This window comes from Pseudomonas sp. GL_117 (assembly GCF_057835125.1).
Genome location: NZ_CM174418.1, coordinates 4621367 through 4646586 on the forward strand (window position 1 = coordinate 4621367; position 25220 = coordinate 4646586).

25 protein-coding genes, 1 tRNA gene and 1 pseudogene are annotated in these 25220 nt (G+C 58.0%); 8 read left to right on the top strand and 19 right to left on the bottom strand.

Annotation, left to right across the window (positions count from 1 at the left end; all coding sequences use genetic code 11):
- Positions 1-937 precede the first annotated feature (937 nt).
- The 4 genes from AC3ISR_RS20905 (at position 938) to AC3ISR_RS20920 (ending at position 3977) form a co-directional block, all read left to right on the top strand.
- Positions 938-1264, top strand: coding sequence for a type II toxin-antitoxin system RelB/DinJ family antitoxin (locus AC3ISR_RS20905; RefSeq protein ID WP_032887531.1), 327 nt, complete (start codon positions 938-940; stop codon positions 1262-1264).
- Entirely contained in the window at positions 1194-1508 is a 315-nt protein-coding gene (locus tag AC3ISR_RS20910) for a type II toxin-antitoxin system YafQ family toxin (RefSeq protein ID WP_032887529.1), read from the top strand. The genes AC3ISR_RS20905 and AC3ISR_RS20910 overlap by 71 nt, the downstream gene beginning before the upstream one ends.
- Before the next feature lie 419 nt (positions 1509-1927).
- Complete coding sequence (locus AC3ISR_RS20915) at positions 1928-2878, top strand: DUF4238 domain-containing protein (protein ID WP_463984187.1); 951 nt, start codon at positions 1928-1930, stop codon at positions 2876-2878.
- A gap of 79 nt (positions 2879-2957) precedes the next feature.
- A complete protein-coding gene (locus tag AC3ISR_RS20920) occupies positions 2958-3977 on the top strand; it encodes a hypothetical protein (RefSeq protein ID WP_463984186.1) in 1020 nt (339 codons plus the stop codon).
- A 38-nt stretch (positions 3978-4015) separates the two neighbouring features.
- On the opposite strand, the pseudogene AC3ISR_RS20925 reads toward AC3ISR_RS20920, so the two are convergent.
- From AC3ISR_RS20925 to AC3ISR_RS20940, 4 genes and pseudogenes are all read right to left on the bottom strand, one after another.
- A pseudogene (locus tag AC3ISR_RS20925) lies at positions 4016-4964 on the bottom strand (hypothetical protein).
- A gap of 500 nt (positions 4965-5464) precedes the next feature.
- Positions 5465-5590, bottom strand: coding sequence for a hypothetical protein (locus AC3ISR_RS20930; RefSeq protein ID WP_463984185.1), 126 nt, complete (start codon positions 5588-5590; stop codon positions 5465-5467).
- A gap of 174 nt (positions 5591-5764) precedes the next feature.
- Positions 5765-5983: a hypothetical protein gene (locus tag AC3ISR_RS20935; RefSeq protein WP_305391377.1), complete on the bottom strand. Its 219-nt coding sequence runs from the start codon at positions 5981-5983 to the stop codon at positions 5765-5767.
- A gap of 427 nt (positions 5984-6410) precedes the next feature.
- A tRNA-Ser gene (locus tag AC3ISR_RS20940) sits at positions 6411-6500 on the bottom strand.
- A gap of 336 nt (positions 6501-6836) precedes the next feature.
- Between AC3ISR_RS20940 and AC3ISR_RS20945 the strand changes: the two genes are divergently transcribed.
- From AC3ISR_RS20945 to AC3ISR_RS20955, 3 genes are all read left to right on the top strand, one after another.
- Complete coding sequence (locus AC3ISR_RS20945) at positions 6837-7529, top strand: crotonase/enoyl-CoA hydratase family protein (protein ID WP_226454842.1); 693 nt, start codon at positions 6837-6839, stop codon at positions 7527-7529.
- 212 nt (positions 7530-7741) lie between these two features.
- The gene (locus AC3ISR_RS20950; RefSeq protein WP_192297197.1) at positions 7742-8464 is read left to right on the top strand and encodes a lysophospholipid acyltransferase family protein; all 723 of its coding nucleotides are present in this window, start codon (positions 7742-7744) and stop codon (positions 8462-8464) included.
- A gap of 125 nt (positions 8465-8589) precedes the next feature.
- Positions 8590-9561, top strand: a complete 972-nt coding sequence (locus AC3ISR_RS20955; protein ID WP_192297198.1) for a magnesium and cobalt transport protein CorA — start codon at positions 8590-8592, stop codon at positions 9559-9561.
- Here the strand turns inward: AC3ISR_RS20955 and AC3ISR_RS20960 are convergent.
- From AC3ISR_RS20960 to AC3ISR_RS20970, 3 genes are all read right to left on the bottom strand, one after another.
- Positions 9558-10283 (bottom strand): amidotransferase, encoded by a 726-nt coding sequence (locus AC3ISR_RS20960; RefSeq protein ID WP_192297199.1) that lies wholly within the window; start codon positions 10281-10283, stop codon positions 9558-9560. The two genes, AC3ISR_RS20955 and AC3ISR_RS20960, sit on opposite strands and share 4 nt — an antisense overlap.
- A 103-nt stretch (positions 10284-10386) precedes the next feature.
- On the bottom strand, positions 10387-12531 hold the full coding sequence (locus AC3ISR_RS20965) for a 3-hydroxyacyl-CoA dehydrogenase NAD-binding domain-containing protein (RefSeq protein WP_489324417.1): 2145 nt from the start codon (positions 12529-12531) through the stop codon (positions 10387-10389).
- A 16-nt stretch (positions 12532-12547) separates the two neighbouring features.
- The gene (locus AC3ISR_RS20970; RefSeq protein WP_192297201.1) at positions 12548-13753 is read right to left on the bottom strand and encodes an acetyl-CoA C-acetyltransferase; all 1206 of its coding nucleotides are present in this window, start codon (positions 13751-13753) and stop codon (positions 12548-12550) included.
- A 649-nt stretch (positions 13754-14402) separates the two neighbouring features.
- On the opposite strand from AC3ISR_RS20970, the gene AC3ISR_RS20975 reads away from it, so the two are divergent.
- The gene (locus AC3ISR_RS20975; RefSeq protein ID WP_192297243.1) at positions 14403-15209 is read left to right on the top strand and encodes a c-type cytochrome; all 807 of its coding nucleotides are present in this window, start codon (positions 14403-14405) and stop codon (positions 15207-15209) included.
- 121 nt (positions 15210-15330) lie between these two features.
- Here AC3ISR_RS20975 and AC3ISR_RS20980 read toward each other — a convergent pair whose 3' ends face one another.
- The 12 genes from AC3ISR_RS20980 to AC3ISR_RS21035 form a co-directional block, all read right to left on the bottom strand.
- The gene (locus tag AC3ISR_RS20980; RefSeq protein ID WP_192297202.1) at positions 15331-16134 is read right to left on the bottom strand and encodes a transglutaminase family protein; all 804 of its coding nucleotides are present in this window, start codon (positions 16132-16134) and stop codon (positions 15331-15333) included.
- Positions 16131-17081: an alpha-E domain-containing protein gene (locus tag AC3ISR_RS20985; RefSeq protein ID WP_192297203.1), complete on the bottom strand. Its 951-nt coding sequence runs from the start codon at positions 17079-17081 to the stop codon at positions 16131-16133. The genes AC3ISR_RS20980 and AC3ISR_RS20985 overlap by 4 nt, the downstream gene beginning before the upstream one ends.
- 4 nt (positions 17082-17085) lie before the next feature.
- The gene (locus AC3ISR_RS20990) at positions 17086-18495 is read right to left on the bottom strand and encodes a circularly permuted type 2 ATP-grasp protein (protein ID WP_192297204.1); all 1410 of its coding nucleotides are present in this window, start codon (positions 18493-18495) and stop codon (positions 17086-17088) included.
- Positions 18496-18895: 400 nt separating this feature from the next.
- Positions 18896-19237, bottom strand: a complete 342-nt coding sequence (locus AC3ISR_RS20995) for a ribonuclease E inhibitor RraB (RefSeq protein ID WP_025854181.1) — start codon at positions 19235-19237, stop codon at positions 18896-18898.
- A gap of 213 nt (positions 19238-19450) precedes the next feature.
- Positions 19451-19687 carry a hypothetical protein gene (locus AC3ISR_RS21000; protein WP_192297244.1) on the bottom strand — a complete coding sequence of 79 codons (237 nt, stop codon included), beginning with the start codon at positions 19685-19687 and terminating at the stop codon, positions 19451-19453.
- A gap of 103 nt (positions 19688-19790) precedes the next feature.
- On the bottom strand, positions 19791-20396 hold the full coding sequence (locus tag AC3ISR_RS21005; protein ID WP_192297205.1) for an START domain-containing protein: 606 nt from the start codon (positions 20394-20396) through the stop codon (positions 19791-19793).
- 41 nt (positions 20397-20437) lie between these two features.
- A complete protein-coding gene (locus tag AC3ISR_RS21010; RefSeq protein WP_015885398.1) occupies positions 20438-20692 on the bottom strand; it encodes a YkgJ family cysteine cluster protein in 255 nt (84 codons plus the stop codon).
- 162 nt (positions 20693-20854) lie between these two features.
- A complete protein-coding gene (locus AC3ISR_RS21015; RefSeq protein ID WP_489324418.1) occupies positions 20855-21322 on the bottom strand; it encodes a translation initiation factor 2 in 468 nt (155 codons plus the stop codon).
- 104 nt (positions 21323-21426) lie between these two features.
- Positions 21427-22866, bottom strand: a complete 1440-nt coding sequence (locus AC3ISR_RS21020) for an aminotransferase-like domain-containing protein (RefSeq protein ID WP_192297207.1) — start codon at positions 22864-22866, stop codon at positions 21427-21429.
- Between the two features lie 287 nt (positions 22867-23153).
- Entirely contained in the window at positions 23154-23969 is an 816-nt protein-coding gene (locus tag AC3ISR_RS21025) for an OmpA family protein (RefSeq protein ID WP_192300704.1), read from the bottom strand.
- Complete coding sequence (locus AC3ISR_RS21030; protein WP_192300703.1) at positions 23966-24328, bottom strand: DUF4398 domain-containing protein; 363 nt, start codon at positions 24326-24328, stop codon at positions 23966-23968. Before AC3ISR_RS21030 ends, AC3ISR_RS21025 begins: the two co-directional genes overlap by 4 nt.
- A gap of 9 nt (positions 24329-24337) precedes the next feature.
- Entirely contained in the window at positions 24338-25153 is an 816-nt protein-coding gene (locus AC3ISR_RS21035) for a substrate-binding periplasmic protein (RefSeq protein ID WP_192300702.1), read from the bottom strand.
- Positions 25154-25220 lie beyond the last annotated feature (67 nt).

The window sequence follows — 25220 nt, forward strand, 5'->3', positions numbered from 1 at the left end:
ATGTTGAGGCATGGGAAAAAGGTAATTTTGGTAATGAGCTGTGATAAACCGGATAAAACCCAATAAAATCAGGTAGTTGATATAGTTTTATAGAGGTAATAATAAGGTAAGTAAGTGGTTAGAAAATTACTTTCAGAGCTAGTAATGCCAGTGAGCCGCCAAACCCAGCAAAATGGGGGTTTGAACAAAATATTACCTCTCTCGTTACCTTATATTACCCTCCAAGGTAATGGCTGAAAGCCACGTTCTATAAGGGCTCCAGCCCGTTATGACCTGCCAATTACTAAAATTACCCTTTTCCCACCCCTCGCCTGGAAAAAAGCCATCCGCCCATCGTTTCAGCGATTTTTTCCACACGCTCTAGGCTGGTACTAACAGCTGGAAATTGATGGCGGTGCTGTGCAATGTCTCAAAACGTTTGAAACGCATACAGGCTGGGCCTCTCAGTCGTTTTTGCGTAGTGTCCGACAGTGGCTGGTCGATCCCCAGATATTAGCGGCTCCGAAAACGAAATCACCGCCTGCTGCAGGTTTTCACAACCAGAGCCCCCGTAAACCGGGCACCTCGTCTGCGTGACCACTCCCCTGCCGTCCTGTGACGCATGTGCAAGGCCACTGCACTGTTTTGCAAAGCGTTGCACTCTGTGCAATTGCGAAGCATCCCCCAGACCCCGCAGCGGGCTTGGGCGGGGGCATCGTTTGCACCCCACTACGCCTTTGCACAAAAAAGGGACACAAAGCCCGTCGGCGGGAGGGGGATAAGTGCTTTTTCGTCTCATTTTTTAGTACCAGGGCTTTTTGATCTGCGTTGCGGTTTCCGACGCATGGGCTGCCTAACGTCCTGTTCAGGACAGAAAGAGCTTGATCAAATTTGATGGGTTGACCCATACTTTGACTGTAGCCACAACGTAGCTACATTTTTGTGAGGGAGTGATAATATGTCCGCATTACTGAAAACCACTGACGTGCGTTGCCGCATCGACGAGGATTTGAAGGATCGCGCTACTGCTGTGCTGAATGCCTGCGGGCTGAGCCTCAGTGACGCTATGCGTCTTTTCCTCCGACAGGTAGTGACAACGCAAGGCCTGCCTTTCGAGGTGCGTGTACCTTCGGAGAAGACCGCTCGTGCTATGGCGCAGGCGCGTGAAATTCGTCGCCAGTTTGACTCGATCGACGACATGCTAAGGGATACTGATGGCGAAGCCGGAGAAGAAGCAAAAGCGGGCAGATCTGCCAAAGCAGTGCGCGCAGACGCCGGAATTTAAAAAGTCCTGGGAGCGCTATAAGCGTGCAGGCCGTCGGGATATGAATGAAGTCCGTGTTGTGATGACGATGCTTTTCTTGGGAGATCAACTACCAGCAGAATATCGTGATCATGCGTTGACAGGTAATTGGGATGGTTTCAGGGAGTGCCATATTGGAGGTGACTTCCTGATGATTTACGAACACTCGCGAGCTGACCTAGTGACTTTTGTAGACCTGGGCAGCCATGCCGAACTGTTTGAATGATGGCCGATGTAACACCTGTCGGCCAAAAGGTTTCGGAGGGAGTGATACCCCCTGAATGCGGCCTCTCTAGCCGCTAAAGGTGAAGTAGTCTGAGCCCGTTCCTGGCTGTGCCACTCGGATAACTCAGGCTCCGGAGCTGCTGCTTGCGGTGATTCGCGGTTAACCAATAGCAAGCGCCTGGCAAGGCGCTATATAAATGCCAACCCTTAAAAAGTTGGCAGCGCTGCCAGCACGAAACAGGGCTACTGCCATGTTTAGGCTGCGTTTAAAAGTGGTAGAGGTGGAAATTGATCTTTGGGTCATCGTGTTTTTTACATGTTGGCTTATTGAAAGATTTTCTTCCTAGGCTAGGGGGGCGGGGATACCCGCCCCCTGAATCCTAACCATTCAAAAATTCCGCCCCCTCCTGGATGAAATCCATGGCACTAGATCATTATGTGTCACAAGTACATCTCAAAAACTTCTATTCAAAAGACCTAGAAAAACAGATGTACGCTTACAGGAAAGCGGATTTGAAGTTTTTCACTCCAAACTCCAAGTCTGTATGTCGAGTAGATGAAGGGAGTACCAACAAGTACCTTGAAGATAGTCGAGCAATCGAGAAATTTCTTGAGGATATTGAGCCTAAATACAATACTGCAGTCGAAAAAATAAAAGCCAACAACATTGACAAGGAAGTGATTTATACGGTTTCCGGTTTTTTATCCTACATAATAACTTGCTCACCAGCAGCGATGCGCATTCACTCTGAACTTTTTCGAGGCATTGTTGAAGACCAAGCAATAATGCTAGACAGCACAAAAAAAATACCTCCTCCTCCGTCAGAACTTGGTGCCGAGTCGATGACCGAACTGATAAAAATGGGTAAGCTCACTATAGATGTAGATGGCAAGTACCCTCAGGCTTTTGGTATAAGATCAATTCTGTATCATGTTGCTGTTTTTGGAAACTCAACATGGGACATACTGGAAAACCCACACGCGGACAGCCCATTTTTCAGTAGCGACTTTCCTGTAGCAATTGAACATGGTTCAGATAACAAAATTTTCAATAGAATATTCCCATTAACTCCCCAAATTGCGATCCGCATAAAACCAAACCCAGAACGACACTACAAAACACTTGACCACGACTTCGAACATTTCAAACACAAAAAAAAGAAGCTATCCTTAGCCGAGGCCAAAACACTAAATAGGTTATTTGTGCAGTGCGCGGAATCTGTCGTTTTTTCTTGTCAAAATAGCGACTGGACTGAACAATTCATTCGAAAAAACTCTAAATTTCGAATTGAGCCTATTATGGCCAGATCAAAGCTCAAGAGCGGTAACATTCTATACTTCACTCAGGAAATCAAAAAAATACAGCCTTGAAAACAACCAATCAAGTAAGGGCGCGACCTCACAGACCCAACACTCTTAATTGGGAGCGCCAACTACATAAACTTACGACATGGATATTGAAATGGGAAATATATCGGTAGGTGTTGATAGAGACTTGATAGTAAAGCGCTACATATCATTGGACAAGTTTGAAAGCCTGCTGACCTCGGGCAAATTATATTTCCCACGATTCGATAGGTTCGCAGACCAATTAGAAGGTGGTATTACTGGCCAAAACTATCCAGACATAAGTGTTTCCTTGGAAATTTTTGACCTAGCGATTAATTACAGAGCAAGCGATCCAGTATCCCCCGAAAAGGAGCAGGCCGAGAAAAGGATCAACGAAATAAACAATGAAACCTTTGAGGGTTTGTTTGGTAGCGAAAAAAAGCTAAACGGCGATACGTATTTAAAAACAATCAACTCTTGGTTGTATGCAAACTGCTGGACTGACCTAAATCATGAATGTGAAGCAATGTGGTCACTTTATGGCATTACCGGGGCAGGCTGCAACCACGACGAATACTGTCCGCGATGTGAACGTACTCATGGAACCTCAGTATGCATTGAGACCACCGTAGGTTCCATTTTAGACAATTTAGAGTTTGATGAACGGTACAATTTTTCTATTCAAAAGGTCGAGTACATCGATCATAAAACAACAAAATTCGGCACGAATGAGCTCAGCACTAAACCCTTTTATTCAAAAGCTAAGCATTTCAGCTATGAAAATGAAATTCGGCTCATACTGTGGCCTGACAGGAACAATATCAGCTTCGACTATGCATTCGGAAAAAGCACAGTGAACGACGAAAAAAAAGTCGAGCTAAAAATAAAAAACATGAGTTTATTTATAAACAAAATCATCTTGTCTCCGGTCCCTCTCAAAACAAGCATAGAAATCAGAAAGTCTCATAACAAAAACTATCAATCGGCTTTAGGTTTACAAGAAAGCCTCTCTAACAAAAAACTGAAAGCCAAGATCGAATCCATCTGTTCGGCCCACTCAGTGAATGTCCAAATAGTTGACTCCGACCTCAATCAAGTTATCACTACCGACTGTTATACATATGCCGAAGGTATAAGGTAGCAAAATGGCGCATTACAGACTTAAAGCAATTTAAGACTTTAGTCTGTAATTGGCTTAAGGCTGGCTGCGAGTCTTGATATCGACTCTGCGTTAGAAGTGAAAACGGCTGAGTTGCCCGGAACCGGTGTTGGTCCATGTGTGTGCATCGCCAATTGCATATTCATCTCTAGCACCAGGTCGAGCAAATCGCAGAGCACTTGGAATATATTCACACTTTCTGATCCCACCCAATTCTTAGGCGCAATCAAGTGCTGGCCGCCGCCCGCCACGCTCCGGCGCAGCCCCTGAATCCTTTCCTCCATATCCCCACCCACCGTGGCGTTTAGCTTCTGCCCCACCATCAGGTTCAAATCCCGCCCAGTCGCCTGGTGCAAATCATCCACCGCTGCCAGACTCGCAGATCCCCCCCGACAGCAGCTAAAGCGCGCCCAGCGCCTCGATCTTCTTGATCCCACCCACCGACTCGGTTGAATGGTCGTCCACCGCCCTGGTGTGGCTCTGGAAGCTCTCGGTGTTTTCCATCGCCTCCACTTCCCGCTGGACCGCCTTGTCCTGGATCTTGCCGTCTGTTTGGCGTAGCCAGTTGCCGTCCGCATCAACGCGCTGTTGGCAAGCTTCGCTGTGCTGCCACACCTGGTCACCTTTCGGCACGCTTGGAAGAGTCAGACCGTGGGGCAGCACCATCTGGATATAGGGCTTGTGCGGCAACCCGTACGCAAAGCACACCACGACCGTGGTGCCCTCCTCCGGGAATGCATAGAAGCCCATTTCATCCCCACCGACCGACACCGGCAGGCCCGCGTCCACCTCTCCGTCCGGGCCGAGCACCTGCAGGTGAACGCCAAAGGGCAGCCGGAAGTCGTCACAGACGTCGGCGCCGGCAGGGGCATCAGGTACGGCGATCACCTTGGCGAACCGTGGCAGGTGATAGCCACCGGTCAGTTCGGGAAACTGGCGTTCTACCGCTCGTTTTATTGCGTCTTCCATTTCAATGCCATCTGAGTGCCGGCCAGCGTCACCGAAGTGACCCGCTCGCCTTGATAGCACTCATGGCGCGACCGCAGTCAGGGTGTCAACGGCAGTACGCAGTTCACGCAGAGGGTAGCGATGGCCGCCTTTCAAACCTGAACACTTGTCTTTATGCGCGGCAAAGGGCTTGCCGCTGGCGACGCCATCAAAAGTCTGGATGCCGCCGCAGTGCCGGCACAGCAACCATTCCTTACCCCGCTACCAGTCACGTGCCCAGTGTTCTAGCTTACCAGCCACCTCATAGTTCGTGCCTTTCAGGTCCACCGTGCTCACTCTGCTACTCCTAACGGGCCACCATGGTGCGCCGCTTCGGCTAGGAACGCAGCGGCTTCGGCGTGTTGCAAGGCCTACCCATGGACCAGTTAGTAAAACCACACACTCAAGCGCGTAACGCTGCGCGCCTGCTGTTAGCCGACCGTCTGCAAGTAGTCGAACAATACGCTTTCCAGGGTGTTGACCTACTGCACCAGGGCTTCGGGCTTCATGGCCTGGGCGATGCGAGCGGCCAACTCGGCTACCTCGGGCGCGTAGCTACGCAGGGTCCCCAAGCGCTGCTCATAGGACGGCGTGACGGGTAGCGGCATGGAAGCGATTTCTTTTCAAATGAGGGGGTGACTGTGCGTAAAACCACTGTAGGGGGTTCTGGTCTACCAGACCAGGGAGTATCGGTAAGCAAAGGGTATAAAAAAGGCCCCCACGCTTACGCAAAGTGTGGGGGCCGATCTTACATAAGCGGCGTTATTGGAAGTGCTAGGCGATCACTCGCGGCTAGCCTTTCCCAGTGCTGCAACGGCAGCCAAGTGTAAAGCCGAGCCATTCGTAGCTTGTTTCGCCAGGCCAACCAAATAATCAAGCGCCGCCGGCCCGCCGGCCTGACCAAGAGCAGACAGGGCCGCCAGATGCACAGCCGAACCGTTGGTTGCCTGCTTGGCCAGACCGACCAAGTATTCAGTGCCGATATTATTTCCAGTGCTCATTGCTGCTCTCCTTGAATAAGGCCCCATTGTAATCACAGCAGCCAACTCGCGGGGAAACTCCAGCGTCGGACTGGCATAAGTTATCGGCTGGGCCACCGGCCCGCTGACCACCGGTAACAGCGGCGGAATCGGGGGCCGGTGCTGCCGCCCGGTCGGCGCCGGGCACGGCGCGGGTTGGGCAGTGTGATCAATCAAAGGAAACGCCATGGTGCTGCCCCTCCGGGGGGCTGGTAGTGGTGAGCCACCAGTCTACGGCGGGGTTTAGCGGGGTTTTGGCGGGGGTTTCCCATTTGAACAAGAGAGGGTCAGCCCCCTTAAAAAACACCCATCTGCCCCAGATCTGTCCCATATGGCAATTTTTCAGACGCCAGAAACCACAAACCCCCGGCTTTCTCTAGGAAAACCGGGGGTTTGTGTTTACTTAATGTGGCGGTGAAGGAGAGATTCGAACTCTCGATACAATTTCTTGTATACACACTTTCCAGGCGTGCTCCTTAAGCCACTCGGACACTTCACCGTATCTCGTCAAACCAGTTCAGTCTGTCGAGGCGCGCTAATGTAGTCGAAAGCCTTTCCGATGGCAAAGGTTTTTTTCAGAATTTTCATGCGCTTAGCGGGATATGCCATTGCATGCCCGGCAAGGGGTGGTGTTTCTGCCATTCTCAGGCACCGTCGGCGGGTGTCTGGGGCGGCTGTTGTGCCCTGCCCTAGGCCGTCCGCCGCTGGGTGAGCGGGAAAAGTCTGACTGGGTAGTCAGTCATGGCGCTTTACCGGGGCGGGTGGGGTGGGTAACGTTTGGGGATGCGTTTCTATAAACAGCCTATCTATAACAAGTCATACAAGGAACCGCGTCATGAGTGAGTTGATTACTTACCACCTCGAAGACGGTATCGCGACCCTGACGTTGAGCAACGGCAAGGTGAATGCCATTTCTCCGGATGTGGTCAGTGCGTTTAATGCGGCACTGGATCAGGCCGAGAAGGATCGGGCGGTGGTGATCATCACCGGGACGCCGGGGATTTTGTCGGGTGGTTATGATTTGAAGGTGATGACGGCCGGCCCTAAAGAAGCCATCGGTCTGGTGACGTCGGGCTCGACGTTGGCGCGGCGTCTGTTGTCGCATCCGTTCCCGGTGATCGTGGCGTGCCCTGGGCATGCGGTGGCCAAGGGCGCGTTCCTGCTGTTGTCGGCGGATTATCGGATTGGGGTCGAGGGCCCGTTCAGCATTGGCCTGAATGAAGTGGCGATCGGCATGACCATGCACCACGCCGGGATCGAGCTGGCACGGGATCGCCTGCGCAAATCGGCGTTTCATCGCTCGGTGATCAATGCCGAGATGTTTGACCCGCAAGGCGCGTTGCAGGCTGGCTTCCTGGACAAGGTGGTGGCGCCTGAAGAGCTGCACGCTGCCGCCCTGGAAGCGGCACGGCAGTTGAAGAAGATCAACATGAACGCCCACAAGCACACCAAGTTGAAGGTGCGTAAGGCGCTGCTGGACGCCCTGGATGACGCCATCATCCAGGATCAGGGCCATATCCTGAGTTAAGCCTTACATCCGCCACACCAGAGCCCGACCTTGAGTCGGGCTTTTTCTTACAAACAAACTCGAAACGTCCCTAGCCGCTCTAGGCGGCCGCTGCTGGCACATGTTGAAACATGTACTTAAACATCGCCTATCTCCTACCTCTACAGGGGTAATTGCCGAATACAGTGCACATCCGTACACTGCGCCACCTTTTGTCCCGATAGGCCGTGTCGATGCTTTTTCTGCTGCGTATGTTGTTGATGGGCCTGCATTTTATGCTCGCCGGTGTGCTGGGCGTGCTCGTCGGGATCTGCCGACCGTTCAACCCGGACAACAGTCGCGTGTGCGCACGTTTATACGCACTGCCGGCCATGTGGATTCTGGGGCTGAACCTCAAGGCCGACGTGGACTCGTTGCGAAACAAGCCCAGCGGCTGTGTGATCATCGCCAACCATCAGTCCAACTATGACCTGTTTGTGTTTGGCAACGTGGTGCCCCATCGCACTGTGTGTATCGCCAAGAAAAGCCTGAAATGGGTGCCGTTGTTCGGCCAGTTGTTCTGGCTGGCGGGCAATGTGCTGATCGACCGGGGCAATGCGCACAAGGCGCGCCGGGCGATGCTCACCACCACCGATACGCTGCAACACAAGGACACGTCGATCTGGGTGTTCCCGGAAGGCACGCGCAACCTGGGCAAGGGTTTGCTGCCGTTCAAGAAGGGCGCGTTCCATATGGCGATTGCCGCCGGTGTGCCGATCGTGCAGGTGTGCGTGAACAATTACGTCACGCAGATGCGCCTGAATCGCTGGAACAGTGGTGATGTGCTCATACGCTCGTTGCCGCCGATTCCTACGGTTGGCATGACGGTGGATGACGTGCCGAGGTTGATGCAGGCGTGTCAGGTGCAGATGGAGGCTTGTATTGCGCAGATGGATCTTGAGTGGGTGCGGGGGTGAGGATGTCTTGGGAGCGCTTCGCGCCCCAGCGCGAGCAAGCATTACAAGCTTGTGTTCCCACAATGGAACGCCTTTCGGGCTAAGCTGCCCAACACCTGTCCTCCTAATAAGAAGTGATCAGCACCATGGGTAGAGTTGTTGCGGCCGCTGTCTACAGCGCCGGTAAGAAAGTTACTGACATTACCCTCGACGAAGGCGCGGCCTGGGCCGCCAAACCCGGCCACTTTGTCTGGATCGGCCTGGAAGAACCCAACGCCCAGGAGCTGGCCAACCTGCAACGCCAGTTCAACCTGCATGAACTGGCCATCGAAGACGCCCTGGAAAAACACAGCCGGCCGAAGCTGGAGACGTTCGGCGATGCACTGTTTATCGTCACGTACTCGCCGGTGCGCGAGAACGGCAAGCTGGTGTTTATCGAAACCCATATCTTTGCCGGTAACGGCTACATCATCACGGCACGCAACGGTCATTCGGCGTCCTACGGCTTTGTGCGCCAACGTTGTGAGGCGCGGCCGTTGCTGCTGGAACACGGGGAAGATTTCGTACTGTATGCGCTGCTGGATTTCGTCACCGAGAACTACCAGCCCGTGAGCGAAGCGATCCATGCCGAGATCGATGAGTTGGAGCGCAACGTGCTGTGCAGTTCTTTGAATGAGCGCGACATCCAGAACCTTCACGGCCTGCGTCGCGACGTGCTGCGGCTCAAGCGCTATGTGGCGCCGATGGTGGAGATCAGCCAGGAACTGCAGAAGCTGAGCTTCCCGTTCATCGACAAGAATATGCGCCCGTATTTCCGTGACGTGCAGATCCACGTGACACGGCAGATGGAAGACCTCACCACCCTGCGCGACATCGCCAGCCAGACCATCGAGATCGGTGTGTTGCTGGAGGCGTCACGCCAGAGTGTGGTGCAGCGCAAGTTCGCCGCGTGGGCGGCGATCCTCGCGTTCCCCACGGCGGTGGCGGGGATTTATGGGATGAACTTCCAGAACATGCCCGAGCTGCAATGGCACTACGGCTATTTTGCGGTGCTCGGGTTTATCGCACTGGGTTGCACCGGCTTGTGGGCCAGCTTCAAACGTTCGGGCTGGCTTTAAGCCGCTGCGTCAGGCTTGTGCGCGACAAAACGCATCATCCACTCCGCCACGGTCACGCCGTGGTGGTCATGTTCCAGGCTGGCCACGCCGCTGTTGTAGATTTTCTCACCCAGGTTCTGCTGGCGAATATCCAGCAAGGCGCGGGAGTAATCGTGGATGAATTCCGGGTGGCCCTGGAAGCACAGCACCTGGTCGTTGATGTGGTACGCGGCAAACGGGCAGAAATCGCTGGAGGCGATGACGGTGGCGTTTTCCGGTAGCGCGGTGACTTGGTCCTGGTGGCTGATCAGCAGCGTCAGCTCTTCCACCCGTGGGCTCATCCACGGCGCCTTGGCGGCCATCTTGTAGTTGTGGATGCCCACACCCCAGCCCTGGCTTGCGCGCTCACTCTTGCCGCCCAGCAATAGCGCCAGCAGTTGGTGGCCAAAGCAGATGCCCAGCAATTTGTCGCCACGCTCATAGCGGTTGAGCAGGTACGCCCGCAGCCTCTCGATCCAAGGGTCGGTGCCGAAGGAGTCAGCCTTGCTGCCGGTGACGAGGTAAGCGTCGAACTGCTCGCTGTCGTCCGGGTATTCGCCGTTCATCACGTTGTACACGACGAACTCGGCCGCAATCGGCTGCTGGGAAAACAGACGCTGGAACATCTGCCCATACCCCTGATATTGATCCACCAACTCCGGGCGCAGGACATCGGTTTCCAGAATGCAGACGCGTAGCGACATAAAAAATACCTGACACGGTGATGGGAATAATGCACACCCAAGCCTGCCTCGAAACCCACCTGCAAAGCAAGTCCCTCTCTCACCGTCTGAGCCGTGTGAACGCCTAGAAAGATGCGCCCTGCGCGGCTTTTTCCAGCAGCAACGCCGGTGGCGTGAAGCGCTCGCCATACTGCTGCGCCAGGTAGCGGGCGCGGGCGATGAAATCGTTCAAGCCATACTGATTGATAAACTGCAACGCGCCGCCAGTCCACGCGGCAAAGCCGATGCCGAAGATCGAACCGACGTTGGCATCCGCCGTCGACCGCAATACACCCTCCTCCACGCAGCGCACGGTTTCGATGGCCTGGATGAACAGCAGGCGGTCGCGCACATCCTGCGGCGAGATGCGTTGGTCGGGCCGTTCAAAGCGGCTTTTGAGCTCCGGCCACAGGAATTTCTGCGCGCCGCTCGGATAGTCGTAAAACCCGCCACCCGCCGCCTTGCCCCCGCGTTTGTATTCGTTAACCAACAGATCAATCACCAACGTCGCCGGGTGCTGCGGCACAGCCTTGCCTTCTACGAGCAGATCCTTGGCCGCCTGCTGTCGGATATGGCTCATCAGGCTGAGGGATACTTCATCCGACACCGCCAACGGCCCCACGGGCATGCCGGCCTTGCGCGCTTCGGTCTCGATCATCGGCGCCGCCACGCCTTCGCCGAGCATGGCAATACCTTCGTTGGTAAAGGTGCCGAACACCCGGGAAGTGAAAAAACCGCGACTGTCGTTGACCACGATCGGGGTTTTCTTGATTTGCAGTACGAAGTCGAAACCTCGGGCCAGGGTTTCGTCCGAGGTGTGGACGCCCTTGATGATTTCCACCAGGGGCATCTTGTCCACCGGGCTAAAGAAATGCAGGCCGATGAACTTGCCTTGGTCCGGCACCGCCGTGGCCAGCCCGCTGATCGGCAAGGTCGAGGTGTTGGAGGCGATCACCGCGTCGGCCCCCACCACGCGCTGGGCGGCGGCGGACACCTTGGCCTTGAGTTCGCGGTCTTCGAACACTGCCTCGATGATCAAATCGCAGCCCGCCAGGTCGGCGTCCGAGTCCGTAGGATGAATGCGCGCCAGGGTGGTTTCCCGCTGTTCGACGCTCAATTGCCCACGGCTGACTTTCTTGTCGAGCAACGCCGCCGAGTGCGCCTTGCCCTTTTCGGCGGCCGCCGGATTGATGTCCTTGAGCACCACCTCGATACCCGCGCAGGCACTCGCATAGGCGATGCCCGCGCCCATCATGCCCGCGCCGAGCACCCCGACTTTGCGCGTGACGTACGGCGCAAAACCGTGGGGACGGGAGCTGCCCGCATTGATCTCGTTGAGCTGGAACCAGAACGTGCCGATCATGTTTTTCGCCACTTGTCCGGTGACCAGCTCGGTGAAGTAGCGGGTTTCGATCAGGTGCGCGGTGTCGAAATCGACCTGGGCGCCCTCAACGGCGGCACACAGGATCTTCTCCGGTGCCGGGAAACAGCCTTGGGTTTTGCTGCGCAAGATCGACGGGGCGATTGCCAGCATCTGCGCCACTTTCGGGTTCGACGGCGTGCCACCGGGGAGCTGATAGCCCTTGTTGTCCCACGGCTGCCGGGCCTCGGGGTTGGCAAGAATCCAGGCGCGGGACTTGGCCAGCAGCTCATCGCGATCCGCCGCCAGCTCGTTGATCAAACCGGCCTGCAACGCCGGTTGCGGACGGATTTTTTTGCCCTCCAGCAAGTACGGCAAGGCCTTTTCCAGGCCCAGCATGCGCACCATGCGCACCACCCCGCCGCCACCCGGCAGCAGGCCCAGGGTCACCTCCGGCAGGCCGAGCTGCACGGATTTGTCGTCCAGCACGACCCGGTAATGACACGCCAGGCAAATCTCCCAGCCGCCGCCCAGGGCGGCGCCGTTGATCGCGGCCACCACCGGCTTGCCAAGGGTTTCCAGGCGGCGCAGTTGCGCCTTGAGCAGCAACACGCCGTCATGGAAATCCTTGGCCTGGGCCTTGTCGACCCTGATCAGTTCATTGAGGTCGCCGCCGGCGAAAAAGGTCTTTTTCGCCGAGGTGATGACCACGCCGGCCAGCGTGTCTATCTCCGCCTCCAGACGCGCAACGCTGGCCGCCATGGCCTCGCGGTACGCGCCATTCATGGTGTTGGCGCTCTGGCCGGGCATGTCGAGGGTCAGCACCACGATCTGGTCCTGGCCTTTTTCGTAACGAATGGCTTGGGTCATGCTGGATTCCTTGGGCTCAGAGCCGTTCGATGATGGTGGCGATACCCATGCCGCCGCCGACACACAGGGTGGCCAGGCCGTAACGCTGCTGGCGTGCTTCCAGTTCGTCGAGCAAGGTGCCGAGGATGGCGCAGCCGGTGGCGCCCAACGGGTGGCCCATGGCGATGGAGCCGCCGTTGACGTTGACCCGGGCGGCGTCGATACGCATGTCCTTGATGAATTTGAGCACCACAGAAGCAAACGCTTCGTTGACCTCGAACAGGTCGATGTCCTCGACGCGCAAGCCGGCCTTGGCCAGGGCCTTGCGTGTCGCCGGCGCGGGGCCGGTGAGCATGATGGTCGGGTCGGTGCTTGTCACCGCCGTGGCGACAATGCGCGCCCGCGGTTGCAGGCGCAGCTCGCGGCCCTTGGCCTCGGAGCCGATCAACATCAACGCGGCACCATCGACAATCCCGGAACTGTTGCCCGGTGTGTGTACGTGCTGGATGCGTTCGACATGGCTGTAGACCCGCAGCGCCGTGGCATCAAAGCCCATCTGCCCGATCATCTCGAAGCTCGGCTTGAGCTTGCCCAGCCCTTCGAGCGTGGAGTCGCCACGGATGAATTCATCGTGGTCCAGCAGCACGATGCCGTTCTGGTCCTGCACCGCGACCAGCGACTTGTTGAAGGAACCGTCGGCACGCGCCCTCGCCGCTTTCTGCTGCGAGTGTAGGGCAAAGGCGTCGACATCCTGGCGTGTGAAGCCTTCCAGGGTGGCGATCAGGTCCGCGCCGATACCTTGCGGGGTGAAATGGCTGTGCAGGTTGGTGTGCGGGTCCAGCACCCAGGCGCCGCCATCGCTGCCCATGGGCACGCGGGACATGGACTCGACGCCGCCGACCACCACCAGGTCTTCAAAACCGGAACGCACTTTCATCGCGCCGAGATTCACCGCTTCCAGGCCCGAGGCGCAGAAACGGTTGACCTGTACGCCGGCGACGCTGACGTCCCAGTCCGCCACCAACGCGGCGGTCTTGGCGATGTCGGCGCCCTGGTCGCCCACCGGGGTCACACAGCCCAGCACGATGTCATCCACCTGCTGGGTGTCGAGGTCATTGCGCCGGGCCAGTGCGGTGAGCAAACCGGCCACCAGGGTCACCGGCTTGACGCTGTACAAGGCGCCGTCAGCCTTGCCTTTGCCCCGGGGCGTGCGTATCGCATCAAAGATCAAAGCTTGGGTCATGACGTCCTCGAACCGCTGTACCTGTGTGCCCCTACCTTAGGCCCGATTGACACGGTTTCAATGACGGATGCGCTCATTGCTTTTGACCCCCTCGCTCGGACGAACGGTAGGTCGCCGGGGCAATCCGCTGATTAATCGTTTTAGCTGTCTAGCCAACGGTCTGGCGCCAAGATGGCGTTAGGCCTCATGCCGTTTTTAGCGCGAATGCTGATGAGCTGATATGAAATGGATCTAAGCCACGCAGAACGAGGGCTCTAAGGTTGAATCAGTAGGAGGTTGCTGCCGGGTTTTGCTGGAGCAGCTGTAAGAAAAGCGACACGTCATACCGTCATACTGCGATAAAACGGCACGTATTTGACGCTCAGGAATAACAAAAAAAGGCAGTCAGCCATGTTCAAGCACTCGAAAGTTCGTCAGGCGGGACTTATTCTGTTCGCCACCACACTGATTCTGATCCTACCCAACCTGACCAAGATCATTGGGTAACCCTTAAACACCCGCACTGCGCGTATACACAGCATCAGGACTGCAGTTTTTGGCAGCACCTGCCGGGATATTGCCAATAGCAATCCTGTTGCAGGGGCTGTCTTTTTGCCTGGATTTTTCCGGTATCGTGAGCGCCATCGCCACTTTGCAGCAGGCCTTTCTCTTGAAATCGATCCTTGCCCTCCTCGCCCTGTTCATGGCCCTGCCGGTCACGGCGGCGCAATTGACCATCGACCTGGACCATGCCAGCAAGACCTGGCAGACCGCCGAATTGCTCAAACACCCGGCGGTCAAAACAATTCAGATCATCGATGACGTTTCCTACAAGCGCACCATGACTTATCGCGCGGTGCCGCTGGCAGCACTCCTACCGGGCCTCACAGCACAGAGCCATCTGCAAGCGGTTGCCCTGGACGGGTTTGCCGCCGAACTCACGGCCGCGCCCTTGCTGGCAACCCACGGCGCCCGCGCCTGGCTGGCGGTGGAGGACCCGGCGCAGCCATGGCCGGCGCTGGCGGATGGCAAACCGAGTGCCGGGCCGTTCTATCTGGTGTGGACCGACCCGCAAGCCGGGCATATCAGCCCGGAACAGTGGCCGTTCCAGATCTGCGCGATCAAGCAGTTGAAGACCGTTGCAGAGCGTTTTCCGGCACTGTTGCCGGCCTCGGAACTGGCCGCCGATGATCCGATCAACCAGGGCTTTGCGTTGTTCCAGAAAAACTGCCTGGCGTGCCATCGGCTCAATGGTGCCGGGGACGCGCAGGTGGGGCCGGATCTGAACATTCCCTACAACCCCACGGAATATTTCAGCGGTGACTTTCTCAAGCGCTATATCCGTGACCCGCAAAGCCTGAGGCACTGGCCACAGGCGAAGATGCCGGGGTTTGCGGCCGGTGTGTTGCCGGACCGCGAGTTGGATTTGTTGGTGGGATATTTGAAGCACATGGCGGGGCGTAAACAACAACCCTAAGTACAACTTATATCAACTGTGGGAGCTGGCTTGCCTGCGATAGCGGACTGTCAGCCAATCCATGTCTAGCTGAACCACCGCCATCGCAGGCAAGCCAGCTCCCACCGTTGATCGTCTTCGCCTACTGTTGCTGCACAGCAATCATCGGCGTCGGCGCCACGAACACCTTGGCATGCATCTGCTCATGCCCACCGCCACGGCGCATGCCGCGTACCGGGCAGGCGTCGAGGTAATCCAGGCCCACCGCCAACTTCAGGTGCCGCTCGGGCCGCGCCAGTTGGTTGGTCACGTCAAAGCTGTACCACGCGTCATCCAGCCAGGCTTCGGCCCAGGCATGGCTGGCCAGGTGCGCACTGTCTTCGCTGTACAAATATCCCGACACATACCGCGCCGGAATCCCCAGGCTGCGGGCGCAGGCGAGGAACGCATGGGCGTGGTCCTGGCATACGCCAGCACGGCCGGCGAAAGCTTCGGCGGCGCTGGTGTCGACTTCGGTGGCGCCGGGTGTGTAGACCATTGAGTGGTTGAGGGCGTGCATCAAGTCGATCAGCGCGTTGCGGTCGCGGCGTTGATGGCAGTGTTGCAGGGCAAACCCGCGCAGGGCCTCGTCAGGCTCGGTCAGGCGCGTACTGCGCAGGAACGGGAACGCCGATTGGCTCTCGTGTTCGGCCTCGCTCAGTTCGTCGATGTCTACCTGGCCACGGGCACCGATGATGATGGCGTCATGGGGCTCGTCCAGGGTCAGCACATGCAGGATGTTGCCGAATGGGTCCACTTGCGCACGTACCGGGCGCGGCAGGTCGAGCTGCCAACTGATGACGTTCTGGCGCTCGCTGTCGTGGGGCGTAAGGCGCAGGTACTGAATGCTGGCGCGAACCTGGTCTTCATAGTGGTAGGTGGTTTCGTGGCTGATGGAGAGTCTCATGCGGCCTCCAGGTAGGAGCTGTAGATGGCGTCGCCCAACTGGCGCACCAGGGGGATAAAGTCGGTCAGCCAGGCGTGCAGGCCTTCCTCGAGGATTTCATCAATGGCGGTAAAACGCAGGCGCGCATCCATCTCGGCGGCCAGGCGCTGGGCCGGGCGGCCGTTGAGGCCGGGCAGGCTGGCGAGGATCTGGTCGATCTCTTCGCTGCAGGCGCGCAATGAACGTGGCACATCGGCGCGCAGCAACAACAATTCGGCGACTTGTCGTGCGCCTGGCGCATCGCGATAGATCTCGGTGTAGGCCTCGAACGACGACAGCGCACGCAGCAAGGCGCTCCATTGATAGTAGGCGTGGGCCGTACCGTCGGTGACCGCTGCAGCCTGGTCGCCGGCCATTTCATAACGTGCGTCGAGCAGGCGCAGGGTGTTGTCGGCGCGCTCGATAAACGTACCCAGGCGGATAAAACGAAAGGCGTCATTGCGCATGATGGTGCCGTAGGTTGCGCCCCGGAACAGGTGGGAACGCTCCTTGACCCATTCACAGAAGCGGCTCATGCCATAACGGCTCAGGCCCTGCTGGGCAATGTCGCGAATATCCAGCCAGGTGGCGTTGATGTTTTCCCACATGTCGGCGGTAATTCGCCCACGCACCGCATGGGCACTGGCCCGCGCAGCGCCGAGGCAGCTGTAGATGCTGGCCGGGTTGGCCGCGTCCAGGGCAAAGAAGTGCAGCAGGTGTTCGGCGTGCAGCTCAGCGTGGCGCTCGCGGTAGTCATCCAGGGTGCCGGTAATCAACAGCGGCATGGCCAGTTCATGCAGGCCATCACCGCGCCCGTCCTGGGGCATCAGCGACAGCGAATAGCTGACATCGAGCATGCGCGCGAGGTTTTCCGCGCGCTCCAGGTAGCGCGACATCCAATACAAATCCGAGGCAGTTCTACTCAACATGGCATCAGTCCTCTACCACCCAGGTGTCTTTGGTACCACCGCCCTGGGACGAATTAACCACCAGCGAACCCTCACGCAGCGCCACGCGGGTCAAACCGCCAGGCACTACACGGGTTTCCTTGCCGGACAGGACGAACGGACGCAGGTCGATATGGCGTGGCGCGATGCCGTTTTCGACAAAGGTCGGGCACGTCGATAAACACAGGGTTGGCTGCGCGATATAGGCGTGGGGCTTGGCCTTGATACGTACACGGAAGGCCTCGATTTGCGCTGCGGTGGAGGCAGGGCCGACCAGCATGCCGTAGCCACCGGAGCCTTGGGTTTCCTTCACGACCAGATCCGGCAGGTTGGCCAGGACGTGGGACAGTTCGTCGGGCTTACGGCACTGGAAGGTAGGAACGTTGTTGAGGATCGGTTCTTCGTCCAGGTAAAAACGGATCATATCGGTGACGAATGGGTACACCGACTTGTCATCCGCCACCCCAGTGCCGATGGCATTCGCCAGCACGACATTGCCGGAGCGGTACGCGGCCAGCAGGCCGGGCACGCCGAGCATGGAGTCCGGATTGAACGCCAGCGGGTCGAGGAAGGCGTCGTCGAGGCGGCGGTAGATCACGTCCACGGCCTTGGGGCCATCGGTGGTGCGCATGAACACGCGGTCATCGCGTACGAACAGGTCGGCACCTTCCACCAGTTCCACGCCCATTTCCCGGGCCAGGAAGGCATGTTCGAAAAACGCGCTGTTGAAGCGCCCGGGGGTCAACACCACCACGCTGGGGTTGTCCAGGGGGCTGGAGCTTTTCAGGGTGTCGAGCAGCAGGTTGGGGTAATGGTCGATGGGCGCGATGCGTTGGGCGGCGAACAGCTCGGGGAACAGGCGCATCATCATCTTGCGGTCTTCGAGCATATAACTGACGCCGCTCGGTGTGCGCAGGTTGTCTTCCAGCACGTAGTAGGTGCCGTCGCCATCACGCACGAGATCGACCCCGGAGATGTGGGAATACAGGTCGCGGTGCAGGTCCAGGCCCTGCATTGCCAACTGGTATTGCTCGTTGGCCAGCACCTGCTCGGCGGGGATGATCCCGGCCTTGATGATGCGCTGATCGTGGTACAGGTCGGCGAGAAACATGTTCAGCGCTTTGACCCGCTGGATGCAGCCACGCTCGACAACCCGCCATTCGCTGGCCGGGATGCTGCGCGGGATGGTGTCGAAGGGAATCAACCGCTCGGTGCCCTGCTCGTCACCGTAGAGGGTGAAGGTGATGCCGGCGCGGTGAAACAGCAAATCGGCTTCACGCCGGCGCTGGGCCAACAGATCATCTGGGGTTTCGGCCAACCAGCGGGCGAACTCGCGGTAATGAGGCCGGACCTGGCCTGCCCCATCGTACATTTCATCGTAATAAGTGCGGATCATGCCGAACTCCTTGTCACCCGGGCGCTAGAACCATCGCAAGGCCCGTGCCAGCGGCATAAACACTTAAAAATCAGTGAGTTGAATTAAAGCAAGGACACAAGCGCACCGTCCTGGTGCAGCCAGATGCCCGCCGTCCCGTCGCGCGCTTCATCGCAATGCGGGCTTTGACTATCAGCAGCATAGCCAGAGTTGATTTCACTGCCCGGCCAAGCCTGCGGATAATCGCCCTATCTGCTGAACACGCTCCTTCAGCACACCGCTCTTCCCTTTAGGCCACCCTTCTTGGGTGGCTTTTTTTTGGTGCTGAAAAATGGCGCACAAGTTCAGAATAGTTGTCCCACGCCACAAACAAAATCGGCCGACCCAAAGGTCAGCCGATACGCTGCGTTTTTTCATACAACTACATGGGTAACCCACGCACCTCCTGCTTGACGCCCCATCCTTCGATAATCCCGCCCAGAGGCTCTACCACCGCCCCAAAGTCCTGTTCGAAGTCTCCTATACCGTCGTAGGTGGCAAACATGATTTTGCTCAGTTCCAGATACCAGGCGCCATCGTCGCGCGCACTGACCTGGGCATTCAGGGATTCCCCACGAAACTCACCCGCAGCCCTGCGCGCACGTTCCTCATCCGGGAAAATGGCGTAGAACTCAATGGGGTGGAAACGCGAGAAGTCGAAGCCGCCTTCTTTCATGCGGCGCAGAACGTTGGTGCTGATGTCTTCTTGATAGGCTGTGCTCATGAAAAGTGCTCCTCTGACCGATGGATAGACTTTCCGTGCTTCCCGAGGCCCACGCCGTACTGGCGCATGGACTACGGCGATGACAACACCGCTGGAAAACAAGCATGTAGCTGACAAGACCAGACCTTAGCGATTCATTCGCTGATCTCGCTTGCAGAGTAGCGCGAAGCTTTGACCACCACCAGAGGCACTTTAGTGGCAACCACGCAATGTTCAGGCGGCGGGCAAAATGTCGAGGATTTGAATACTGTTCTGGTCTTTGAGGATTTTCACCGTGGGCTCAGACTGGCGCCCCTCAAGGTCATTGAGGTCGAGTTCGGCGGCGACCGGCAGCAGCTTGTTGCGGATCATGTGCGCAGCTTCTTCAAGGCTGGGCTTTTTATTGCAGGTGAACTGCTCCACCGAAGTCTCGCCGTGATCATCAACGAAGGTAATGTTCCACGTTTGCATCGGTGCCTCCTCGATAAAACCCATGTGTGGGCTCACATCCATCTGGACCTTGAGGGATCGCCAAACGTTCCACTCAAGGCTGGAGGCACCGGATCAATTGCGCTTACTTCTCGGCGTGGTCCTTGAGGGCTTTCAAGGTGTTGAACGGCGCATCCACCACGAATTTGTTGGCCAACCACGATGGCACGCTGCCGCCTGGCTCGGTGTGCACCTGGTAAGTGACTTCGGTCAGGTTGTCGCCTTTGGGCACCAGTTTCCAGAAGCCCTCGACCTGGGCCACACGCACGTAGCCTTTGACTTCCGGCTGGTAGGTCGGCACTTCCAGCAGCTTGCGCGTCAGGGTGCCGTCAGCGGCCTTGGAGGTGGTGATCTCCAGGATGGAGTCACGGTCGGTCACCGGGAACGGAGCCTTGAACTGGGTGTAAGTCCAGCTCTTGTCGCCTTCCTGCTTGAGCAGTTTTTGCGATTTGCACTCGTGAATCCAGGCACAGGCACCCGCGACGTCTTCTTGCAGTGCCTGGATCTTGGCCACCGGCGCCTTGATCGTGGTCACACCGCGATAGGCCTTGTACTTGGAGCCGGCCACTTCGCTCAAGGACACCTTGATCCCGTCTTCATCTTTGGCGACCTGCCAATCCTCAGCCTGGGCCGTAGCAGCAAACAACACCGTAAACCCGCACAGCACAGCCATTCGTTTCAGCGAACCCATTGTTGTATTCCTTATTGTTGAAGTTCCGATAGTAAAGCCCATCAAGCCGCCGTCATCTGCTCCCACCAACCGATCAAGCGGATCGCATCGGCCTGGTCGGTACCGCAGACCTCGATGTCCGCCTTGAAATCACTGCATACCGCCGGCCGTTCCGGCTGCCCGAACAGCAGGCACAGTTGTTCGACCGACAGGTGCAGGCAGCGTTCGCCCGCCGGTTTGCCTTGTGGCATTCCCGGTAATGGCGAACTGATGGAGGGGGCGATGCAGCACGCGCCACAGCCTTCACGGCAATTCATGACAGGCAGGTCCTCGACGACTCAATGTGGATGGCCGGGCTAGAGTACGCCCTTAAACAGCCGTTTTAAAATGGTCTAACAGGGGTTTTTCGCAGAAAACAAAAATGACTGACCAGTCTCCGACACATGGTCGAAGAGCCACGTCACGTTTGCAGGAAAAGTTTACTGCTTGAACTCGAATTCCAACGCTGCGCCTTCAACGTCACGCCGCTCTTCGTTGCGCAGTTGCAGCTTCATCTCATTGCTGAGCAGGCGACCGTTGATCTGGAAGGCGCTGTTGCCTGCCGGTTTCTCGCCAAACATCGGCGGCAGCAGGGGCACGCTCTGGGGCTTGGGCATGGTGCCGATGGGTTGCAAGTGCCTGACCATGTCCGAAGGCAGGGACAGGTCCAACTGTGCCGGTGGCAATTTGGTCTGGGTAATTTCCTGGGACGACTTCGACTTGCTTGTCGTACGCTTTTTCACCGCAGCGGCTTTTTTCTTGGCCTCGACGGCCTTTTTGGCCGGGGGCTTCTGCGTGGCGCCGGCGGTGACCTTGCCCTGGGTCACAGGTGCTGCCGCCAGCACTGTGCTGACGTTACACAGGCTTAACAGGCCAATCACCAAGACAGTGCGAAAAATACAGGTCATATCGCCTACAGCATTAACGGCAGAGGGCCATATGCTCGCTTGTTGTGGGCAGCATGACAAGCGCGGTGATTGGCCGGCGGCCGGTCATGTCCCTGTTCCCGGGCTCAAAAGCCGGCGGCGGTTTCCTGGCAAAGTTGGCTGGCGAGCATCCCCAACGTCATCAGCGCCCGCTCTGCCTCGCGGTTCCACGCTGTGCCGCAATTGAGACGGATACAGTGGTTGAACTGCTCGGTGTTACTGAAGATCAGCCCCGGCGCAATGCTGATGCCTTGTTGCAAGGCGCGTACGTGCAGTTCCTGGGTATTGACCCGTCCCGGCAAACTGACCCACAGGATAAAACCACCACTGGGACGGGTCATCTGCGTGCCTTCGGGGAAGTACTGCTGCACGGCGAGCTGGAAGGCGTTGAGGTTCTTGCGGTACTCCTGGCGGATGTAACGCAGGTGGCGATCATAGCCCCCGTTCTCCAGATACGCGGCAACGCCCATCTGCGTGACGCTGCACGCCGAATGGGTGCTGAACATCTGCAGGCGCTGGATTTCCTGCTGGTACTTGCCGGCAATCATCCAACCGATCCGCACGCCGGGTGACAGGGTCTTGGAGAAGCTCGAGCAATAGATCACCCGGTCCAGGCGGTCGTAGGCCTTGAGGGCCTTGGTGCGACCGACTTCAAACATCAATTCGCCGTAAATGTCGTCCTCGACGATCTGAATATCGAAATCCGACGCCAGGCGCAGCAACTGTTTTTGCCGTTCCTCGGGCATGGTGCCACCGAGGGGATTGCTCAGGCGCGTGGTCAGCACCAGGGCCTTGATCGACCATTGGTTGGCCGCCAGTTGCAAGGCTTCCAGGCTCATGCCGGAGGCTGGATCACTGGGGATCTCGATGACCTTGAGGCCAAGCAGATCAGCCAGTTGCAGCAAGCCGTAATACGTCGGCGATTCGGCGGCGATCAGGTCGCCAGGCCGGGTCAGCACGCGCAGCGACATCTGCAGCGCATCGACGCAGCCATGGGTGATCACCACTTCGGACGGGTCGACCACCACGCCCGCATCGCGCATGCGGATCGCCACCTGGCGGCGCAGCGGCTCGAAACCAGGGCTGAACATATAGCTGAACGCCCGTGGGCTCTGGAAGCGCGTGACCTTGGCCAACTGCTGGTGCAACGCGCGCACCGGCAAGTAATCGACACTCGGCACGGCGGCGCCCAACGGGAACACCCCTTCGCGGCGCGATTCGACCAATACCTGTTGGATAATGCTACTGCGGGTGACCAACCCTGGGCGCTCGACGCGGGCGATGTCTGGCGTTGGCGCGGTGAGCGCCGGCGTCTGGTGTACGTAGTAGCCCGACTGCGGGCGTGCGCGGATCAGCCCCTGGTCTTCCAGGTTGGCATAGGCCTGCAACACCGTGGCGTGGCTGACGTTGAGCTGGGAGCTCATCTTGCGCACCGAAGGCACGCGCTCGCCCGGTTGATAGACGCCGCGCCGGATGTCCTCGGCCAGTTGCTGGGCGATACGTTGGTAAAGCAACAGATTGGTCATGACGCAGCACTCGATTTCACGGGTATTTTATTTTTGTGTGAAACATACCGGCACAGTTTAAAAGTGTACGGGGACAGTTGCCACAATAGTCGAGCGCGGGCGGGAGTGACAGTAAAAACTGTAAGGGTGCTCAAGAGCCTTTTAGGTGTACACCAAACAAAATGTGGGAGCGGGCTTGCCCGCGATAGGGGTGTATCAGCAGAAACAACTCTGGCTGACCCACCGCAATCGCGGGCAAGCCCGCTCCCACACAAGCTCACTTACACATTGGGATTTGTGTGTGGCGTCTAGCGGGCGGCGCCCAACTGGCCTTTTTCGTCGGAGAACACGATTTCTACCCGCCGGTTCTGCGCCCTGCCCCGCTCGGAAGCGTTGGCTTCGACCGGGTACTGGTCACCATAACCTTCAACCTGGATGCGTTTTTCGTCGATGCCCAGGTCCACCAGCACATCGGCCACCGATTGCGCACGGTCACGGGACAGCTTGAGGTTTTCCTGCTCGCCGCCGGTGCTGTCGGTGTAACCCTCGATACGCACCACGCGCTTGGGGTTCAGTTGCAGGAACTGCACGATTTTCAGCACGGTGCGGTTGGCGGAGTTTTTCAGTTCCGCTTCACCGGTATCGAACAACACGTCGCCCAGGGTCATCACCAAGCCACGATCGGTCTGGGTGGTGGTCAGGCTGGCGATCTGTTCTTCGAGCCATTTGCCCTGTTGCTGCACACTGGTCAGCTTGCTTTCACGCAGGGCCAGTTGCAGGCGCTGGCGCTCCAACTCGAGCTTGGCACCGCGCTCGGCATTGAGCGCCTGCTCGGTGTGTTCGCGGGCAATCGCGCTGTAACGCTGGCTCAGATAGGCGTAATGCGCGACGTCGGCGCCGCTGCCCCAGTAGCTCGACAGGCGGTCGGCGCGGGCCAGGGATTCACCGGCGCGGATCACGTCCTTGGGCGCAAAGCGCAGCACGTTGGCGTCTTCCTTGACCTTCTGGAAGTCGCTGCCCGCCTGCTGCAAAGCCTGCTCGCTATCAGGGTGACTGGCGCAACCGCCCAACACCGCCGAAACCAACAGCAGCGCACCACTCAAACCACGGATCATCGGGCTCATTGGGCTTCCCCCAACTGCAACTGCTTGCGCAGGCGTGTGATGCGGGTGTTGAGCACGTTCAACTGTTCCTGGCTTTTGCGGGTCAGCACCTTGGCTTCGGCCAGGCGCGCGTCCAGCTCGGCTTGCTCAGAGCGCATACGGGCGTTCTTGTAGGACTCGTCGGCCATGCTGCCCTTGGCCCGGGCGAATTTGGCTTCGGCCAGTTTCAACTCGGGTGATTCATCGGTGTTGGCACCCACGGCGCTGGCTTGTTCCAGGGCTTGCTGGGTGAGGCGCATTTGTTCATTCGGCGCAGGATCGGCCGCACATCCCGCCAAAGCGACAACGGCGAGGGCCGCGAAAAGAGGTCGAAGAGTCACTGAAAATCCTTACTTTGCTGGAGTGCCGACAGGTTGCTGCAATTGCGCTTTCCAGCGCTCGAGATTGCGCTGCGTTGCCGCTTGCACCACACCGGACGCGGGCAATTCTGTCATCTTTTTCGCCAGCTGTCCGCGCAGCCACGGATCATTGCAGGCAGAGTTGTGGGAAATCGCCAGGTACAGGCCGGGCTGATCGATGGGCACCTCATGCGCAATCAAGTCATTGCTCATCCCCAGGGTCTGGGCCATGGCCATGCCGGAGTAACGACCGGCAAGGACGTAGTCCACTTCCCCGAGCAGCAGTTTCTGAAACGCCGGCGTCAGACTTGGCAGGCGTTGCAGGGTGAGCTGCTGCCCGGCGAACGTTTCGAAGGCGGCGCTCAACCGTGCGCGCTCTGAGGCCGCACCTTTGTGGCCGTGCAGGTCGGCGGCGGTGGTGTAGGCCAGTGTCGAGTCCTTGCGGGTCCAGACCAGGTAGTCGGTCTGCACCAGTGCCGGGTGGATGTAGTCGAGGGTGTCCAACTCGCCCAGGTTCAGCGGCGCGTCGGCGAGGATGTCCATGCGCCCGCTGCGCACTTCGTCCAGGGCCAGGGAGCGTTTGCCGCCGTAGAGCAGGTCGATTTTCAGGCCGAGGTCCTTGCCCACTTGTTGCAGCACATCGGCGGTGGCACCGATCAGGCGTGTGGGGTCTTGGGGGTCGCGCCAGAGCAAAGGCGGTGCGTCGGGGCTGCCGGTGATCACCAGGCGCTCGCATTTGCCGGCGGCCAGCGCCAGGCCTGGCAGTAGCGTGAGGCTCAGCAGTAAGGTCCAGGGGCGCAGTTCCATGGCGAGGTGCTCCAGCAAGTCAAAAAAAAACCCGGTCACAAGGACCGGGCTCTTTATAAGTGAAGCG

Coding starts and splice junctions, on each gene's coding strand:
- AC3ISR_RS20990 (WP_192297204.1), bottom strand. CDS start 18,495: ATGATCCGCACTTATTACGATGAAATGTACGATGGGGCAGGCCAGGTC.
- AC3ISR_RS20945 (WP_226454842.1), top strand. CDS start 6,837: ATGAGTGAGTTGATTACTTACCACCTCGAAGACGGTATCGCGACCCTG.
- AC3ISR_RS21010 (WP_015885398.1), bottom strand. CDS start 20,692: ATGAATTGCCGTGAAGGCTGTGGCGCGTGCTGCATCGCCCCCTCCATC.
- AC3ISR_RS21025 (WP_192300704.1), bottom strand. CDS start 23,969: ATGAGCCCGATGATCCGTGGTTTGAGTGGTGCGCTGCTGTTGGTTTCG.
- AC3ISR_RS21020 (WP_192297207.1), bottom strand. CDS start 22,866: ATGACCAATCTGTTGCTTTACCAACGTATCGCCCAGCAACTGGCCGAG.
- AC3ISR_RS20985 (WP_192297203.1), bottom strand. CDS start 17,081: ATGTTGAGTAGAACTGCCTCGGATTTGTATTGGATGTCGCGCTACCTG.
- AC3ISR_RS21035 (WP_192300702.1), bottom strand. CDS start 25,153: ATGGAACTGCGCCCCTGGACCTTACTGCTGAGCCTCACGCTACTGCCA.
- AC3ISR_RS20970 (WP_192297201.1), bottom strand. CDS start 13,753: ATGACCCAAGCTTTGATCTTTGATGCGATACGCACGCCCCGGGGCAAA.
- AC3ISR_RS20915 (WP_463984187.1), top strand. CDS start 1,928: ATGGCACTAGATCATTATGTGTCACAAGTACATCTCAAAAACTTCTAT.
- AC3ISR_RS20960 (WP_192297199.1), bottom strand. CDS start 10,283: ATGTCGCTACGCGTCTGCATTCTGGAAACCGATGTCCTGCGCCCGGAG.
- AC3ISR_RS21000 (WP_192297244.1), bottom strand. CDS start 19,687: ATGCAAACGTGGAACATTACCTTCGTTGATGATCACGGCGAGACTTCG.
- AC3ISR_RS20920 (WP_463984186.1), top strand. CDS start 2,958: ATGGATATTGAAATGGGAAATATATCGGTAGGTGTTGATAGAGACTTG.
- AC3ISR_RS20950 (WP_192297197.1), top strand. CDS start 7,742: ATGCTTTTTCTGCTGCGTATGTTGTTGATGGGCCTGCATTTTATGCTC.
- AC3ISR_RS20930 (WP_463984185.1), bottom strand. CDS start 5,590: ATGCCGCTACCCGTCACGCCGTCCTATGAGCAGCGCTTGGGGACCCTG.
- AC3ISR_RS20965 (WP_489324417.1), bottom strand. CDS start 12,531: ATGACCCAAGCCATTCGTTACGAAAAAGGCCAGGACCAGATCGTGGTG.
- AC3ISR_RS20995 (WP_025854181.1), bottom strand. CDS start 19,237: ATGAGCACAGCCTATCAAGAAGACATCAGCACCAACGTTCTGCGCCGC.
- AC3ISR_RS21015 (WP_489324418.1), bottom strand. CDS start 21,322: ATGACCTGTATTTTTCGCACTGTCTTGGTGATTGGCCTGTTAAGCCTG.
- AC3ISR_RS21005 (WP_192297205.1), bottom strand. CDS start 20,396: ATGGGTTCGCTGAAACGAATGGCTGTGCTGTGCGGGTTTACGGTGTTG.
- AC3ISR_RS20935 (WP_305391377.1), bottom strand. CDS start 5,983: ATGAGCACTGGAAATAATATCGGCACTGAATACTTGGTCGGTCTGGCC.
- AC3ISR_RS20980 (WP_192297202.1), bottom strand. CDS start 16,134: ATGAGACTCTCCATCAGCCACGAAACCACCTACCACTATGAAGACCAG.
- AC3ISR_RS20910 (WP_032887529.1), top strand. CDS start 1,194: ATGGCGAAGCCGGAGAAGAAGCAAAAGCGGGCAGATCTGCCAAAGCAG.
- AC3ISR_RS20905 (WP_032887531.1), top strand. CDS start 938: ATGTCCGCATTACTGAAAACCACTGACGTGCGTTGCCGCATCGACGAG.
- AC3ISR_RS20955 (WP_192297198.1), top strand. CDS start 8,590: ATGGGTAGAGTTGTTGCGGCCGCTGTCTACAGCGCCGGTAAGAAAGTT.